The sequence below is a fragment of the Cytophagaceae bacterium ABcell3 genome (genome assembly GCA_030913385.1).
In the GTDB taxonomy this organism is placed as follows: Bacteria; Bacteroidota; Bacteroidia; order Cytophagales; family Cytophagaceae; genus ABcell3.
This window is the reverse complement of record CP133159.1, coordinates 3,619,206-3,633,531: the sequence shown is the minus strand read 5'-3', so window position 1 is coordinate 3,633,531 and position 14,326 is coordinate 3,619,206. Positions and strand designations below refer to the sequence as shown.

Here is a 14,326-nt window from a genome sequence, read left to right as displayed (position 1 = left end):
TCACAATGAGTTCTGACAAAGAAATTCTTGAAGGCAAAAAAAATCTGCAGGACATTAACCAACCGGTTAAGTCTGGAAGACATCCTGAAGACAACGACTATCAGGATGAGGGAGATAACGCTAACGAAGACTACAGCGACTATTCCAAGGCAGATCTGCTCAGGGTCATAGAAACTTACCGTGTCGATGGTAACTATGTTCGTGCTGGTTCCTTTTTAAAAGAAGTTAAAGCTAATTTTGATAATATTATTGAAGCCGAACGGGCAGAGGCTTTTGAAAACTACCTCAATGAAGGTGGTGATGAAACAGGTTTCAGTTACAAACTGGACGACCTTTCTAAAAAGTTTTATTCTTTGTTTGATAAACTGAAAGAGGAGGTTAGCAACCACTTTAGCAAATTTGAAAAGGAAAAAGAAAAGAACCTTGCCATAAAAAATGAGCTTCTGGAAAAGTTGCGTAACCTGATTTCTAGCGAAGAGACCAATACTAGTATTACTTCCCTTAAAGAAATTCAGGAAGAATGGAAAGCCATTGGCCCCGTTCCGGGCGCTTATGTTCAAGACCTATGGGCTAGTTATAATGCTTTGGTAGAGCGTTTCTACAATAATAGGAGCATCTATTTTGAACTGAAGGAACTGGATCGCAAGAAGAACTTAGAAGCTAAGGTAGAATTGTGCGAAAAGGCAGAAAAGCTACTGGAAGAAACTAACGTTTTGGAGGCTATAAAAGAGCTTAAAAACCTTCACAATGATTATAAGCATATTGGTCCGGTGCCACGTGAAGAACAGGAAAATTTATGGCTTCGGTTTAAGTCGGCCTCTGATAAGCTTTATGAAAAACGCAACGAGCTATTTAGAAACCAAAAGGCTAACCTTGAGGAAAATTATAAAAAGAAACTTGCAGTAATTGAAAAGATGCTGCCATACGCAGAGTTTTCTACCGAACGCATAGATGAGTGGAAAGAGAAAACATCTGAAGTTTTGAACCTTCAGGTAGAGTGGAAGCAAGCGGGGGCAGTGCCTCAGGAAAAGTCTAAAGAAGCTTCTAAACGTTTCTGGTCTGCTTGTAAGGCTTTTTTCCATAACAAAGAAAAATTCTTTAAAGAGCTTGAGTCTGTGAAGGTGGAAAACCTTAAGAAAAAGGTGGAGCTATGTGAACAAGCAGAAGCCCTTAAAGACGATGGCGATTTTGTAAATACCGCACGCACGCTTAAAGATCTTCAAAAGCAGTGGGAGGGGATAGGGCCTGTGCCTATCAAACAAAAGGATGCTATTTTTAAACGCTTTAAGACAGCTTGTGACCATTTCTTTAACAGAAAAAGAGAGTTTCTAGCAGAAGAAGAAAAAGCGTATCATGAAAACCTCAAGAAAAAACAGGAGATTTGTGATAAAATAGAAGCATTGGCCGAGGAAGATGACCTTGATGTTGAAGATTTCCAGAACTTACAAGAGGCTTTTGCCAACATTGGTTTTGTTCCTAAAAGCGAAATCAAGTCTATTCAAGCTCGCTATAAAAGTGCAGTAGATACTTTGCTGGCAAACTTGGATACGGAAGGTGATAAAGAAAAAGAAAAGGTGAAATTGATGCTTAAGGTAGGTGCTTTGAAAAATGTACCAGCCGGACAGAACAAATTGAACCGTACAGAGTCTGATATAAACAAAAAAATTGGCCAGTTGAAGGGGCAAATCGATTTGTGGACAAACAATATTGAGTTCTTTGGTAACTCTAAAAATGCCGACAAATTAAAAGCTGATTTTGAAAATAAAATACAACAAGCTCATAAAGAATTAGATGAGCTTAAAGAGCAGAAAAAAATTATTTCTGAGTATAAAAAATGACCGAAAATGTTTGCAGGTTAAAGAAAAGAATGTACCTTTGCATCATCAAAACGGAGTTAAGCCTCCATAGCTCAGCTGGTAGAGCAACTGACTTGTAATCAGTAGGTCGTTGGTTCGAGTCCGACTGGGGGCTCCAAATTTTGAAAGCGCTTAAAGTAATAATACTTTAAGCGCTTTTTTTATTTTTAACCGTAGTTTTTTTTGGCCTTTGTTCTTTCCGCTCTTAGAGATACTCATGGTATTGTTGAGAACTAATATTCTTTTATTGAACTTCTCAAATAGTTTTTCTATTTTTCTAAATTAATCACTAACAAGAGTAAATGCTCTTGATACGCCAGGTTTATGTTTTTAAGATTGCAGACTGTTTTCATCCTAGCTGGACTTTCTTTCAGTGTTTTATTGAGTTGTACCCGGAAAGATGCGCAAGCAGAGTTTTCCGATAACTTTCGTGTTAAGTTTGTCTCAATCACTGAGGATAGTGCCCAAGGGAGGGTTATTTTTAACCCAGAACTTATAGCCGATCTTTATGATATGGATGAAGATGTTGTTCTGAAAAGATGGGGAAATAAGCAGAAGGTAGAGCAAATGATTTCGGTAATCCAAAATGTAGAGGAAGACGGTCTTCACCCCAATGACTATCACTTACAAGCGATAGAAAACTTGGCTGAAACAGTTTTTTATTCTAGGAATTATGAGGTTGAAGATGTGGTTGAGTTGGAGTTGTTGCTGACTGATGCATTGTTTGTAATAGCCTCCCACTTGGCTGAAGGTAAATTAGATGCTGAAAATATTGATCCACAGTGGAACGCTTCAAAAAGAAAGATGGATATTAACCTGGAGGCATTTGTGGATAGTGCTTTGACTAATAATACTATTGAGGAAAGCCTGAAAAACTTGGTACCACCTTATAGGGAATATAGAAACCTTAAAAAAGCGCTTGCCAAATATCGTGAGGTTAAAGCTAGTGGTGGCTGGGATAGTTTTGAAACTTCTATGCCAAAACTACAAAAAGGAGTAACACACGAGGATGTCGCTACGCTGAGGAAAAGGCTCATGGTTACCCAAGGAGATGTTTATGAAAATTTGGAAGATGAAAAGATCTTTGCCAGTAAGCTTCACGAGCAAGTTGTCATTTTTCAAAAAAGAAATGGGTTAACAGCAGATGGAGTAGTGTCTAAATCAACCATTGAAGCTTTAAATATACCTGTAGAGGAACGGATTGCTACTATTGAAGCCAACCTTGAGCGTTGGAGATGGATTAATGATGATCTAGGGAAAAAGTACATAAAAGTTAATATTGCAAATTTTGAGCTCCAGGTTGTTGAAAATGATACTGCGGTGTTTGTTTCTGATGCCATAGTAGGTAAGCCGTTTAGGAAAACCCCTGTTTTCAGTTCAGTCATGAACCATTTGGTGTTTGCGCCCACGTGGACTGTTCCTCCTACCATATTGAAGCAAGATGTTATACCCGCAGTCGTCCAAAAGCCCTCTTATCTTCGGGAAAAAAACATGAAGGTGTTGCGCAATGACGGATCCGAAGTAGACCCGGCAACTATTGACTGGAAAAAAGCGGCTGTTTCAGGTTTCCCTTATCGTATCAGGCAAGAACCAGGCAAAGACAACGCTTTGGGTGCTGTTAAATTCATGTTTCCGAACAAGCACAGCGTTTATATTCATGATACCCCTACACGTAACTTATTTGTACATACCGACCGTTCTTTTAGCTCAGGCTGCATCCGCATAGCTAAACCTCTTGAGTTGGCTGCTTACTTACTTCAGGATAAACCAGAGTGGACAAAAGCGCAAATATCAAAAGTTGTTGAGCAAGGTAGAGAACGCACCGTGCATATTAAGCCCTTGGCTGTGCATTTGCTTTATCTTACCACATGGGCAGATGATGAGGGGATCGTGCATTTTAGGAAAGATATTTATGACCGTGATGACGTTTTGCTAAAAGCGCTTAACCAAAAACCGCCCGTTGCCGCACTAGAGGAAAGTAAAGAGATGGCGGGTCTGTAAAATGGGAAAGGCCCCTTTAGTGGTTACTGACTTGCTGCAGACCTGCTAATACTAAACCTGGATGCGTAATGATGGCTTTCATTACCTAAAATCTCTATACTCATCAATAAAAATGGTGGAAAACAGCTTTTCCATGTTTTCAAACTCCATATTTTTTTGATCCAAAGATTTAATCTCCAGGTCTTGTTTGTTTTTATGTTCTTCAGTGGCACTCAAAACCCCGTTTTTTAGGAAAAAATCCGTGTCTAAGGTGTCCAGCGGGAAGTAAACAGTTCTTTTGAGCTTAAATGGTATGATCAGGTTGTCGTAAACCTTTTTGCGAAAGTGGTATAAATCTGTGGTGTTAGGGTCTGGTCCATGAAGGTGGTCCAGCACAAGTCTGAGCAAATCTTCCCAGTCCCCGATATCCGAAACCTCCGAAACGTCAGATAAAGCTTTTTTCCCTATCTGGAAATCAAAATGATTTGAGTCGTTGCGGATTTCCAGTGTGTTTTGGTTTTCCCTGAACTGCTCTTCTATATCATACGTGTCAAAACAATTGAGTCGCCAGCCTGCATAGTCTAAAGGAGGGACAACTTCAGGCATTTTCTTTTCCAGCGCATAAGCGGCCACAAATACCTTGTCTTGAACAGTGGCCTCAAAGTCTTGTAATAGGTTTTCTGCAGAAGTTGTATTGAATGTATGGTCGTGGACAATTTCTAAAGTGCGCATGCAATGCAGGATTAATAGTCTTATACTGTAATAAAGCTGGAAACTAGCTGCAATGTTAAGGAAAAATCAGCAAATAATGTGACCCTGTAGTAGTGCCAAGGCATGCCTTGGTACTACTACAGGGTTATTGGACGCATATCTTAAGTGTTTAAAATAGTTATATTTCTTTGACTAACTGGTTATTAGTAGTTATCTTGTTTTTATTTAAAGCCGCTTATGAATATTTGTGTAATTGGCAGGCAACTACTAGCAGGCATTGTTTTATTTTTTCTTTTGGGATTGTCATCCTGTAGCAACCCCTCTGATGCGCTATTTGAGGTCAGGCATGTTTTCTCTATGGAGCCGTTCATACAGGATGAGTTGCATTTTCAGGCGGAAGATTACTTTTACTTATATAATTATACGCCCTCAGACAGTAGTGTTTTATTAAGAATCCTGGATACTCTTACAGTAGACACTGCACGCCATAGCCATTATTTTTATTTTTATAATTATCATGAGAGCTTACCAGATACATCTGATTTGAATAAAAAAATGAAACACCTGGATGATTTCCATCTAACAAAAGAGTTTGGTCATAATAATAAGCACCTTGTTTTAGTTTTTACTTCTTTAAAAGAAAAGATACTGGACAATAAGCAGTTTCCCCGCCGTTACCTTATCAGCAGGTATTTTAATGGCAAAGAAGATGAGCGGTATTACCATAGAAGTGCTAATTCATTTGTAGAAGTCCCGTACTCAAAAGTTTTTCCTTGTGTTGAGTGTGATTAATTATGCTTTTCCCCCTGATATAAAAAGATCTCATGAATATTGTTTTTAGTAACAGGTATTATAAAGTCTTTTGCTTTGTCGCATTAATCTTTTTTGCTCAATGTAGCGATAAAACAAAATCTTCAGGACAGCAAGGTTCCATGCCCAACGAAGTATTGGCAAAAGACTCCCTGATTAACTCTTTTTGTATAAAAGAAGGCGAACTTTTTAGTAGTCAAGGGAATTTAAACAGCGCTTTTTATGATCAAGAATTTATTATAAAATCTTTATATGGAAAGGCAAAAGATGTCGAAAATACAAATTTATGTGTTCAGTCAGGTTTGCTAAATAGGGCCTGCTGAAAAAGTCACAAGTGTGCAAGATACGCATGGCCTTACATGAAGACGTATTGGAATACTTCGAATGTAAGGCCATAAAGTAGATTGTGCGCTTGTGGCTAGCCCAAAAAAGTATTGGGTTAAAAGCTCGTTACTTTAATGTGCACGGAATAAGAAATAACCGTAAAACCCTTGCACCTACACTTCCTGATTTTTATGCAAATATCAACAGGTCAATGTTTTGGGCGTTTTTCAGTGCGCCCTAAATACCCCAGTAAAAGCGTTAGATGGGTCTGGAAACCTGGAGTTCAGATATTATATAATATCTGGTATTCCAGAGGGAAGTTTACTGAGTGGTTATGCAGAAGAGGTTTCATTAAAAGAATATGAGCGCCTGATGCCACAGACCAAGGCGCCTTATACAAATTACCATTTTATAGTAGGGGATAATCTTATATTGCTCAGTCATTATGGTATGGTTCCTTATTATGAAAGCTATGATATTGATGAATATACAGGGTGTTTTAGGGAGAAACTTTGATAGGATATATTTTAAAAGCTTCTTACAGGGCAGTGTCATCAGATTGACAGTTTTCCGGTGAATGCATTTTGCTGCGACCTCCATTTCTGCACAATCTTATTCACATTTAATGCATGGGAACATCTGGGAATAGGTGGCAGGATATAGGTTACCGGATAAGCTATCTCTGTGAAAATAACTTTCTTCATGCTTCCCGTTGATAAATTTGGTGAATATTACCCTCCGCGGATAATACTTTTCATTTAGAACTTCCGCTTTAAGACTTGATATTCCCAGAATCAGATAATCCTTATTTTTTAAAGAGCCAGGTTCTTTTTCAAGATCATACTGATTTTTAAGAACCATCTTTTTTTGAAGATTATTTGTATCAGGAAGTGATGAATGATATCTGTAGAAGTAATAAAAGTGATCAGCCTCATCTTCTGGGAATTTTATTTTTTTAGCAAAGCTGAGCAGTTCAGAAATATCTGAAGATTTGTAATTATACAGGTAATAATAATGCTCCCCCGCAAACTGCATATCTCCGTCTGTTTCCGGCGGGCATTCAAAAACCTTCCTTATGTTAAGATGCTTGCCGTCTTCTCCGTAACATGCCGAAAGGAGAATGAAAATTATCAGTATCATCCGGAATTTCTTCATCTGCAATATCCTATATTGATATCAAGAATTGTTTCATATCTAAGTATATTAATAAAAGGCTTATATCCTCTTTGATGCTGTAAAACCCAAAGAGCAGCCAGCCCTTCTTTGTCTAATAAAGCGGGCAAACGTGTATTAGTATAATCTTCTTCATCGACCCCAAACCAATCTTTTAACAAAACAGTTAAAGGTACTTTAACCTTATGCGGAGAATTTTGTATACGGCCAAATTTATTCCAATAGTCAAACCCTAGTTGCTGTGATATGTTTTTGCTAAAAATCTCAACTTCCTGTATTCCTCCTACTGCAATCATTTCTGAAAGATTAGGAAATGATGTACGAAAAGAAGGCCAGTTAAGTCTGATTTCAGATGAGATGTCAAGTGTATAGGGTTTTATGTGGTGAAAAGCGTTATGATGCCTAGCAATTTTTTCTTGAATTGCGCTGAAAAGTCTATTCTTGTTACTTAAAAAACTAATCCATTCAAGCATTCTCAGACTAAGAGGTGAACCATGATTTTTTCTAAAGTGACTAATCACCTGCATTCGATATTTACAGAAAGAGAAAGAGGAAAATGCAATATCAATTAATTCATTATCTGTCTTACTTTCCAGCTTGTGGATATCAAGTATCCTTTGCCCTAAAGCTGTTGATGGTTTCATGTTTATATGCCATTGAGAATCCTCGTTTTTGCCAGATGTCGCCATTACATTGCCATGGCGTCCGTATACAGATACATTCATAAAAAAATACCAAAAAAATAAACAATAATAATAAATGTAATATGCCTATTTTCCTAAAAAACAGGATAATTTTTTGTTTAGTAGAATTTGATTTTTACACCTGAAATTCTATTCTTTCCCTAATCCTGAGAATACTGCTTCTGACTTTATTCGTCTGAATCAGGATTTCCAGAATGTTAGAATTTCCAGAATAAAAGAGGGAGGAGCCTATAGTACCCTTAGGCTTTAAAAGCATTCTTCCGCCTCTCTTTCCACTGACAATTCTGCTCATTCCCTAATTCTGAGAATTCTGCTTCTGACATTAGTACCTTTAGGGTTTAAAAGCATTTTTCCGATTTTCTCTTTACCGAAAAATTCTGTTAATTCTTTAATCCTGCTAATTCTGCTTCTGACATTTATTCCGTCTGAATCAGGATTTCCAGAATTAAAGGGGAGGAGCCTATAAGTCGCCTTAGGCTTTAAAAGCACTCTTCCGACTCTCTTTTTACTGAAGAAATTCTGTTCATTCCCTAATCCTGAGAATCCTGCTTCTGACATTATTCGTCTGAATCAGGATTTCCGGAATGTTAGAATTTACAGAATTAAAGAGGAGGAGCTTATCAGTGCCTTTAGACTTTAAAAGCATTCTTCCGACTTTTTCTCCACTGAAAAAATTCTGTTAATTCTTTAATCCTAAGAATTCTGCTTCTGACAATATCCGTCTGAATCAGAATTTCCAGAATGTTAGAATTTCCAGAATTAAAGAGGAGGAGCCTACAAGTACCCTTAGGCTTAAAAGCAATCTTCCGACTCTCTCTCTCTACTGAAAAATTCTGTTCATTCCTTAATCCTGAGAATTCTGCTTCTGACATTTTTTAAACGATCTTCTCAGGACTTTTTATTTTATTGTAAGGAAATTGGTTACTTTCGTTCATTGAGGTATAAAAAGTAGTATAGAAATGGTCTGGCAACTTGATACCGGACAGTTAGAAGAAACTATTGCATCTGGGCTTGCTATCAGTTATGGAATCCATGTTAAGGAAATCTTTAAACTTGGCGGTAACTCCAATATAAACTATAAAGTTGTTGATGTTCAGGGGGATAGTTTTGTAGCACGTCTTTCTAAATATAAAAGCGCTGATACGGCATTAGAAGAGCATGTATTAAACTCTTTGACAAAAACTGGATACCGACTATCACCTGTAATTGTTAAAACCTTAAGCCATCATACTAACACCACTATCAGAACATGCGGAAAAACATACGTTTTGCACGTCTTTACCTATATTCAAGGTGAAGTTTTGTGTAAATGGTTTGAAAAGTGCAGTGGGTCAGAAATTCAAATGATTTTTAAACAGTTGGCTTGTTTGCATAAAGAACTGACAAGAGTTCCTTACTTGCACCCTGACTTTCATTACATGCACCCAGAAATTTTTTCTTTAGGTTTAAATAATGTGACTGCCAGTGCCAGTGTGAAAACTTATGTAACTAAGCATGCGCATGTTTTCATGAAAAAGGCAAAGATGTTAAATGCTTTGATTGGAAACATATACCTCCATTCTAGACATAAGCAGTATATTCATGGGGATATCCATTTAGAAAACATATTATTTCAGAATGGCGATTTGGTGGCTTTTCTGGATTTTGAAAAAGTGCAATATGCTCCCCTGGAGCTAGAGGTTGTTTTTTCTGCTTTTCGCACTTGCAAATACAGCCGCTTTGATGATAAACTACAGTATGATACCGAAGCTATTTTGTTGGGTTTAAATGAATATACAGTAAATAATAAGAGCTTAAAGTTTATAGTGGAAGATTTTGAAAAGAATGAAGGATTATGGAAAGTCTTATTTTGCCTTGATCAGTCTTTTTTATATTTAGAAAAAGCCATCAAAGGTATTTGGACTTTAGAGGAAGGTATAGGTTTTTTGCCATGTTTTAATGAAGTGCTTCAATATGAAGAATAGGGTTTTGTTTCTCCTGGAGGCATCACATATTGATAAAGAATATGTGGAAGACTTGTGTCTTATAGCAAATGAATACGATGAAGCAGTTTTTGTTCTGTCGAAAGCTGATCAGTTTAATCAACATGGATTGACTACAGGGCAACTTTTAATCATTTTACAAAGTGTTTTGGTAAAGCAATTAGGTATCCCTTTTTTCCTATTATTATACCCTGATAAAGGGGTGTCTGGAGTAAATTATTGGATACAGTTAAAATTGCTTACGCCTCCTTTTAATACCATATATACCAGTAATAAATCAGATGAGGAGCCTGCAGGACTTATTCTAAAATGCCAGTTTAACCTGCTGCCGGAAATGCCTGATCATAATTATCAATTAACCAAATTTTTGCCGAATGTTCGACGAGGCTTGTTTATAACCCGGGCTCAGCCGTTTCATAATGGACATGCGGCTTTTGTAAAACAGCTAGGGGAGGAATGCGATGAAATTATTGTCTTAATTGCTGCTGCCGAACAGGCGCATGTTCTTAACAATCCTTTGTCAGCCTCTGAGCGGCTTGAGATGCTTCATAGCTTTTTTCAAAAAGAGTTTCCAGGCAAGTTTTACCTGATGGCTCTTCCTCAAAATGCTTTTAACCTTGAGAATATGCTTGAACTTTCTTTTTTACTACCTGATTTTTCTTCCGTATATGGTTCAAACCCTATTATTCTGAGTATGTGTCATGCCTTAGGTATCCCAACTAAAGCTTTGTTAAATAAAGTTGAAGTGAGTGCTACAGAAGTAAGGAAGCAATTGCTTGACAATGCCAGTATTAAAGACTTGGTTCCATCAGTTATTTATGACTATTTGGAAAAGTTGCCGCTGAAAGAGAGGCTTCAACTGTTAAATAAAGATGAAAAGGCTTAAAAATGTGTGGAATAGGTGGAATATTGTTTTCCAGAGACAATGGTCAAACGCTTTATCACCGGGTAAGTAAAATAGCACAAGCCCAGCTTCATCGGGGACCTGATGAACAGCAGATACTGGTCAAAGGCAATCATGGGTTTTGTCACCAACGCTTAGCCATTATTGACAGGCAGGGTGGAAAACAACCTTTTTTTGACCATACCGGGAGATATTTGATTCTTTATAATGGTGAAGTGTATAACTATAAAGCGCTTCGTCAGCAATTGGCAGGAAGGTATGCTTTTGTGTCAAACTCTGATACGGAAGTTGTGTTAGCGGCATATCTTATCTGGGGTGAAGACTGTCTGGATAAATTTATAGGTATGTTTTCTTTTCTGATTTGGGACAGCCTTTCTCAAACCGGCTTTGCGGCCAGAGACCCTTTAGGGGTAAAACCTTTTGTGTACTATTCTTTTAATGGAGCGTTCTTGTTTGCTTCTGAAACCAAGGCCATTTTATCGTGTTTAAGCACTAAACCTAAGATTGATCATCAGTCAATTGTTGAATATGTGGTGGCTCCTATGTTAAGTGGGGTTGAGCATTCGGTTTTTCAAGGGATTTCTTATTTAGGTGCTGGCGAGAAGCTGTTTGTTAGTAGAGATAGGATAAGTAAAAAGAAGTATATCAACTTTAACATTAGTGCTAGCGGCCAAGCATTAGAGATATATGTTCAACAGCTGAGAAGTGCTTTGGAAGAGAGTGTAAAGCTTTCTGTTGTATCAGATTTGCCTGTAGGTGTTTTCCTAAGTGGTGGACTTGATTCGTCTATTCTTTCTTCTTTGGCTATGAAAGTTAAAGCTGAGAATTTTAAAGCATTTACGATAGCCTTTGAAAATCATTCGCAACTTCTTTTTGACGAAAACTCAATTGTTAATTCTGATGATTTTCCCTATGCGAAGCACTTGGCCACTACTTTAGGTTTTCCAATGGTTTCTGTGACTGCTTCTTTGGAAGGCATTGCTAAGGCACTACGAACAGTGGCCGGAATAAATGATAGAATCCCAGCCTGGGAACAGGAAATATCTCAGCACTTTCTTTCGAAAGCCGCTTCTAAAGAATTTAAAAGTGTTTTGGTTGGTGATGCTGCTGATGAAACCAACTATGGGTACTTTTTTCTGCTTAACAAAGCTGTTAATTACAGTCCACTTGGTCTAATCAAGCACTTTGGTGGTGATAAAAGGACATGCTTATTATCTGAGCGTTTGCGTAAGCTGATGCATCCCTTTCAGTATCTGGATGAGAAATACACCAGACTGGTGGAGGATAATGGGTATACCTTTGCAGGTAGTAATGAGGATAGGGTTATGGCCATGAGCTGCCTTGTTTACAAATTATGGCTGGGAAGGCTCCTTCATCATGGTGATATTCATACCATGTACTTTGGGTTAGAGGCCAGGGTGCCTTTTGCCAATCAAAATGTTTTAGATGTGGTACGGGGTATAGGGCACCATTTGGGTTTTAGGCAGCAAAATGAGAAATATGTGCTGAAGCTAGCAGCGAAAGGCCTCATTCCTGAACCTATTATTCAACGGAAAAAATCTGCCCTGCCCAGAGACCCTAGATTGGGTAAAGTGTATCAGGAAATTCTAAAGCAGCTTGTAAGTAAAGAACAGGGTTTTGTAGATGCTTACTTGGATAAGAAAGCACTCTTGTCTTTATGTGAGATAAGTAAAATTGAGGAGAATGATCGGATGATTTTATTCAATATGGTAAGTTTGTTATACTGGGCGAAACAATATGCATGAGAATAAGAAGATTCTGATTGTCACCATTCCTGAAAAAGGTCATATTAACCCAATGATTGGTATAGCAAAAGAATTGCAGAACCGAGGGTATGAGCTTGCTTTTTTTGCTCAAACAAATATAAAGGAGCAAGTGGTAAAGGCAGGGCTGGATGTGCCTGTGTTTTTTAATTCATTGGATAAAGATGGACTTGTTACGAAGGGGAAAACATTTGTTGAAAAGTTGCAAGATAAAGCATGGCTTCAAAATTGGATAAAAACCCTGCTTATTGATGCTGTGCCCAGTCAAGTTCAGGTTATTGAAGACGTCGTTAAACAGTATTGCCCTGCCCTGATTGTAACTGACCCCATGGTTTATGCGGCTGCTATTGTAGCCAACCAACATCAAATTCCTTGGGTAGGTGTTTCCTCCTCGTTAAATCCTGTGACACCTGACAAGTGGGAATGTGACCTTACCATGACCTTGCAAACGTTTGCGCAAGACAGGAACGAGATTTTTCAAAAATATCTGCAAGAAGCTAGGTTTCGGGTAAGTGACTTAATATCTCCATGGCTTAATATCGTATTTTCAACAGAGGAATATGCACCACGTAGTTTTAGTAACAATACTTTTTCGTTTTATGTAGGGCACTCTTTCCCAGATGGCGATAGAGGAGACGAACAAGACTTTCCCTTTCACCTTTTAAGGAAGGACAGTAAAAAAGTATATATGTCTTTGGGAAGTCAGGTCTATTATCACCCCAAATTATTTGCAATGGTGCAGCAGGCAATGCAGGGTTCTGATGTCCAATTAATATTTTCCATGAATGAGTTAGTGCATACTCCTTTTGTGAAAACATTAAATGAAAATGTCATTGCAGTTGAATATGCTCCTCAGTTACGTTTGTTACCTCATATCGACCTAATGATTAGTCATGGTGGAGCCAACTCTGTTATGGAATGTTTAGCTCATGGTAAACCCATAGCGCTCCTGCCCATTTGTAACGACCAGTTTTTACAGGCTAAGTTTGTTGCCTACAATAAAGCGGGAAAGATTTTTGACACATATAAAGCTACTGTAGAAGACATTCGAGCGGGTCTTCATATGCTTCTTGAGGATGATGCAGAAGAAAGAAAAAACGCATTAAAGATAGCCGATTCTTTTGCCAGACATCAAGGGCCTTTTGAAGCTGCAGTATTAATTGAAAAGCTGTTTTGTTCCAGAACACCTTTGATGCCATTAGTTTAACACATGCAGACAATCCTCATATTCTCGCCCCATCTGGACGATGCCATACTAAGCTGTGGCTCCTCAATCAATCATTGGGTTACAGAAGGGAATGAGGTGATAGTAATTTCTATTTTTACTTCTTGCGGAAGGCATTCTCAGGCTGAGCTTTATGAAAAAAGAAAGAAAGACGATATAAAAGCACTACAGTTTTTAGGTTGTAAATTTGCTCATTTAGACTTTGTTGATGCCCCTTTTCGGGATGCCCAAAACAACAGCTTTTCCAGTATTTTATTCCATCATGATTTGAAATGTGGAAAGGTAGCAGGTTTATTGGATTCAGTGCTTTCTTGTATAGAAATATACAAACCTTCTCAAATTTATTTTCCTCTCGGTGTAGGTGGCCATATTGACCACCATCAGTTGTTCCTTTCCAGTTTAGACTGCTCCCATTTTGGGGAAGCCATTTGCTATTACGAGGACTTACCCTATGCTTTGGTGCCTTGCTGGTCAAATGTTAGGTTGCAAAATTTAGGATATTTATTTTCTGAAAAAGATAAAGAAATGATATCTTCCCAAATGATACCTGAGCAACTTTCTGACTGTGAGATTGCTTTCGTTAAAAATTATATGGGTGATAAAAATGACCAAGGCCTTAGTAATGAAAAGTATAAACAGGAGATCCGCAATTTGAGATGTGAGCGTAAAACTGAAAACAACCTGCCGTGGGTAAATTTAGTGCCATTTCAGATAGGGCATACAGAAGAACAATTTAATACAAAAATGGAGGCCATCTCTTTTTATGAAACAGAATGGCCTGTTTTATTTGGTGAAAATATGGCCAGTATTCGAGAAGTATTATATAATTCCAGTGATGCTTTTGTAGAGCGCTTCTGGAAAATCAGATAGTAA

16 protein-coding genes and 1 tRNA gene are annotated in these 14,326 nt (G+C 37.9%); 11 read left to right on the top strand and 6 right to left on the bottom strand.

The genetic code is table 11. The features are described 5' to 3' along the window. Positions 1-5: 5 nt before the first annotated feature. From RCC89_14695 to RCC89_14685, 3 genes are all read left to right on the top strand, one after another. Positions 6-1,838 carry a DUF349 domain-containing protein gene (locus RCC89_14695; GenBank protein ID WMJ74403.1) on the top strand — a complete coding sequence of 611 codons (1,833 nt, stop codon included), beginning with the start codon at positions 6-8 and terminating at the stop codon, positions 1,836-1,838. A 60-nt stretch (positions 1,839-1,898) separates the two neighbouring features. After that, positions 1,899-1,974 (top strand) — tRNA-Thr (locus RCC89_14690). 206 nt (positions 1,975-2,180) lie between these two features. Then, a complete protein-coding gene (locus RCC89_14685) occupies positions 2,181-3,857 on the top strand; it encodes a L,D-transpeptidase family protein (GenBank protein WMJ74402.1) in 1,677 nt (558 codons plus the stop codon). Positions 3,858-3,938: 81 nt separating this feature from the next. Here RCC89_14685 and RCC89_14680 read toward each other — a convergent pair whose 3' ends face one another. Continuing rightward, on the bottom strand, positions 3,939-4,568 hold the full coding sequence (locus RCC89_14680) for a hypothetical protein (GenBank protein ID WMJ74401.1): 630 nt from the start codon (positions 4,566-4,568) through the stop codon (positions 3,939-3,941). 216 nt (positions 4,569-4,784) lie between these two features. Here RCC89_14680 and RCC89_14675 point away from each other — a divergent pair, with 216 nt between their 5' ends. The 3 genes from RCC89_14675 to RCC89_14665 all read left to right on the top strand — a co-directional run bounded on the left by RCC89_14675 (position 4,785) and on the right by RCC89_14665 (position 6,197). Then, positions 4,785-5,339, top strand: a complete 555-nt coding sequence (locus RCC89_14675) for a hypothetical protein (GenBank protein WMJ74400.1) — start codon at positions 4,785-4,787, stop codon at positions 5,337-5,339. Between the two features lie 32 nt (positions 5,340-5,371). Then, positions 5,372-5,680, top strand: coding sequence for a hypothetical protein (locus RCC89_14670; GenBank protein ID WMJ74399.1), 309 nt, complete (start codon positions 5,372-5,374; stop codon positions 5,678-5,680). Between the two features lie 217 nt (positions 5,681-5,897). After that, positions 5,898-6,197: a hypothetical protein gene (locus tag RCC89_14665; protein WMJ74398.1), complete on the top strand. Its 300-nt coding sequence runs from the start codon at positions 5,898-5,900 to the stop codon at positions 6,195-6,197. 96 nt (positions 6,198-6,293) lie between these two features. On the opposite strand, the gene RCC89_14660 is transcribed toward RCC89_14665, so the two are convergent. From RCC89_14660 to RCC89_14640, 5 genes are all read right to left on the bottom strand, one after another. Next, entirely contained in the window at positions 6,294-6,821 is a 528-nt protein-coding gene (locus RCC89_14660; GenBank protein WMJ74397.1) for a hypothetical protein, read from the bottom strand. Positions 6,822-6,832: 11 nt separating this feature from the next. Continuing rightward, entirely contained in the window at positions 6,833-7,498 is a 666-nt protein-coding gene (locus RCC89_14655; protein WMJ74396.1) for a hypothetical protein, read from the bottom strand. A gap of 175 nt (positions 7,499-7,673) precedes the next feature. Further along, positions 7,674-7,850, bottom strand: a complete 177-nt coding sequence (locus tag RCC89_14650; GenBank protein WMJ74395.1) for a hypothetical protein — start codon at positions 7,848-7,850, stop codon at positions 7,674-7,676. Then, on the bottom strand, positions 7,847-8,116 hold the full coding sequence (locus RCC89_14645; GenBank protein ID WMJ74394.1) for a hypothetical protein: 270 nt from the start codon (positions 8,114-8,116) through the stop codon (positions 7,847-7,849). Before RCC89_14645 ends, RCC89_14650 begins: the two co-directional genes overlap by 4 nt. Before the next feature lie 71 nt (positions 8,117-8,187). Next, entirely contained in the window at positions 8,188-8,430 is a 243-nt protein-coding gene (locus RCC89_14640; protein WMJ74393.1) for a hypothetical protein, read from the bottom strand. Between the two features lie 87 nt (positions 8,431-8,517). On the opposite strand from RCC89_14640, the gene RCC89_14635 reads away from it, so the two are divergent. Genes RCC89_14635 through RCC89_14615 form a run of 5 tightly spaced genes read left to right on the top strand, consistent with a single transcriptional unit; the run spans position 8,518 to position 14,323 of the window. Continuing rightward, positions 8,518-9,522: a phosphotransferase gene (locus tag RCC89_14635; GenBank protein ID WMJ74392.1), complete on the top strand. Its 1,005-nt coding sequence runs from the start codon at positions 8,518-8,520 to the stop codon at positions 9,520-9,522. After that, complete coding sequence (locus tag RCC89_14630; GenBank protein WMJ74391.1) at positions 9,512-10,426, top strand: adenylyltransferase/cytidyltransferase family protein; 915 nt, start codon at positions 9,512-9,514, stop codon at positions 10,424-10,426. The genes RCC89_14635 and RCC89_14630 overlap by 11 nt, the downstream gene beginning before the upstream one ends. A gap of 2 nt (positions 10,427-10,428) precedes the next feature. Then, positions 10,429-12,210, top strand: a complete 1,782-nt coding sequence (gene asnB, locus RCC89_14625; protein ID WMJ74390.1) for an asparagine synthase (glutamine-hydrolyzing) — start codon at positions 10,429-10,431, stop codon at positions 12,208-12,210. After that, positions 12,203-13,435 carry a glycosyltransferase gene (locus RCC89_14620; protein ID WMJ74389.1) on the top strand — a complete coding sequence of 411 codons (1,233 nt, stop codon included), beginning with the start codon at positions 12,203-12,205 and terminating at the stop codon, positions 13,433-13,435. Before asnB ends, RCC89_14620 begins: the two co-directional genes overlap by 8 nt. Before the next feature lie 3 nt (positions 13,436-13,438). Beyond that, positions 13,439-14,323, top strand: coding sequence for a PIG-L family deacetylase (locus RCC89_14615; GenBank protein ID WMJ74388.1), 885 nt, complete (start codon positions 13,439-13,441; stop codon positions 14,321-14,323). The last annotated feature ends 3 nt before the right edge of the window (positions 14,324-14,326 follow it).

Bases quoted from the DNA above. Each gene is read 5' to 3' on its own strand.
- RCC89_14695 (WMJ74403.1), top strand. From the start codon at position 6: ATGAGTTCTGACAAAGAAATTCTTGAAGGCAAAAAAAATCTGCAGGAC.
- RCC89_14685 (WMJ74402.1), top strand. From the start codon at position 2,181: ATGTTTTTAAGATTGCAGACTGTTTTCATCCTAGCTGGACTTTCTTTC.
- RCC89_14680 (WMJ74401.1), bottom strand. From the start codon at position 4,568: ATGCGCACTTTAGAAATTGTCCACGACCATACATTCAATACAACTTCT.
- RCC89_14675 (WMJ74400.1), top strand. From the start codon at position 4,785: ATGAATATTTGTGTAATTGGCAGGCAACTACTAGCAGGCATTGTTTTA.
- RCC89_14670 (WMJ74399.1), top strand. From the start codon at position 5,372: ATGAATATTGTTTTTAGTAACAGGTATTATAAAGTCTTTTGCTTTGTC.
- RCC89_14660 (WMJ74397.1), bottom strand. From the start codon at position 6,821: ATGATACTGATAATTTTCATTCTCCTTTCGGCATGTTACGGAGAAGAC.
- RCC89_14655 (WMJ74396.1), bottom strand. From the start codon at position 7,498: ATGAAACCATCAACAGCTTTAGGGCAAAGGATACTTGATATCCACAAG.
- RCC89_14650 (WMJ74395.1), bottom strand. From the start codon at position 7,850: ATGAGCAGAATTGTCAGTGGAAAGAGAGGCGGAAGAATGCTTTTAAAG.
- RCC89_14645 (WMJ74394.1), bottom strand. From the start codon at position 8,116: ATGTCAGAAGCAGGATTCTCAGGATTAGGGAATGAACAGAATTTCTTC.
- RCC89_14640 (WMJ74393.1), bottom strand. From the start codon at position 8,430: ATGTCAGAAGCAGAATTCTCAGGATTAAGGAATGAACAGAATTTTTCA.
- RCC89_14635 (WMJ74392.1), top strand. From the start codon at position 8,518: ATGGTCTGGCAACTTGATACCGGACAGTTAGAAGAAACTATTGCATCT.
- RCC89_14630 (WMJ74391.1), top strand. From the start codon at position 9,512: ATGAAGAATAGGGTTTTGTTTCTCCTGGAGGCATCACATATTGATAAA.
- asnB (WMJ74390.1), top strand. From the start codon at position 10,429: ATGTGTGGAATAGGTGGAATATTGTTTTCCAGAGACAATGGTCAAACG.
- RCC89_14620 (WMJ74389.1), top strand. From the start codon at position 12,203: ATGCATGAGAATAAGAAGATTCTGATTGTCACCATTCCTGAAAAAGGT.
- RCC89_14615 (WMJ74388.1), top strand. From the start codon at position 13,439: ATGCAGACAATCCTCATATTCTCGCCCCATCTGGACGATGCCATACTA.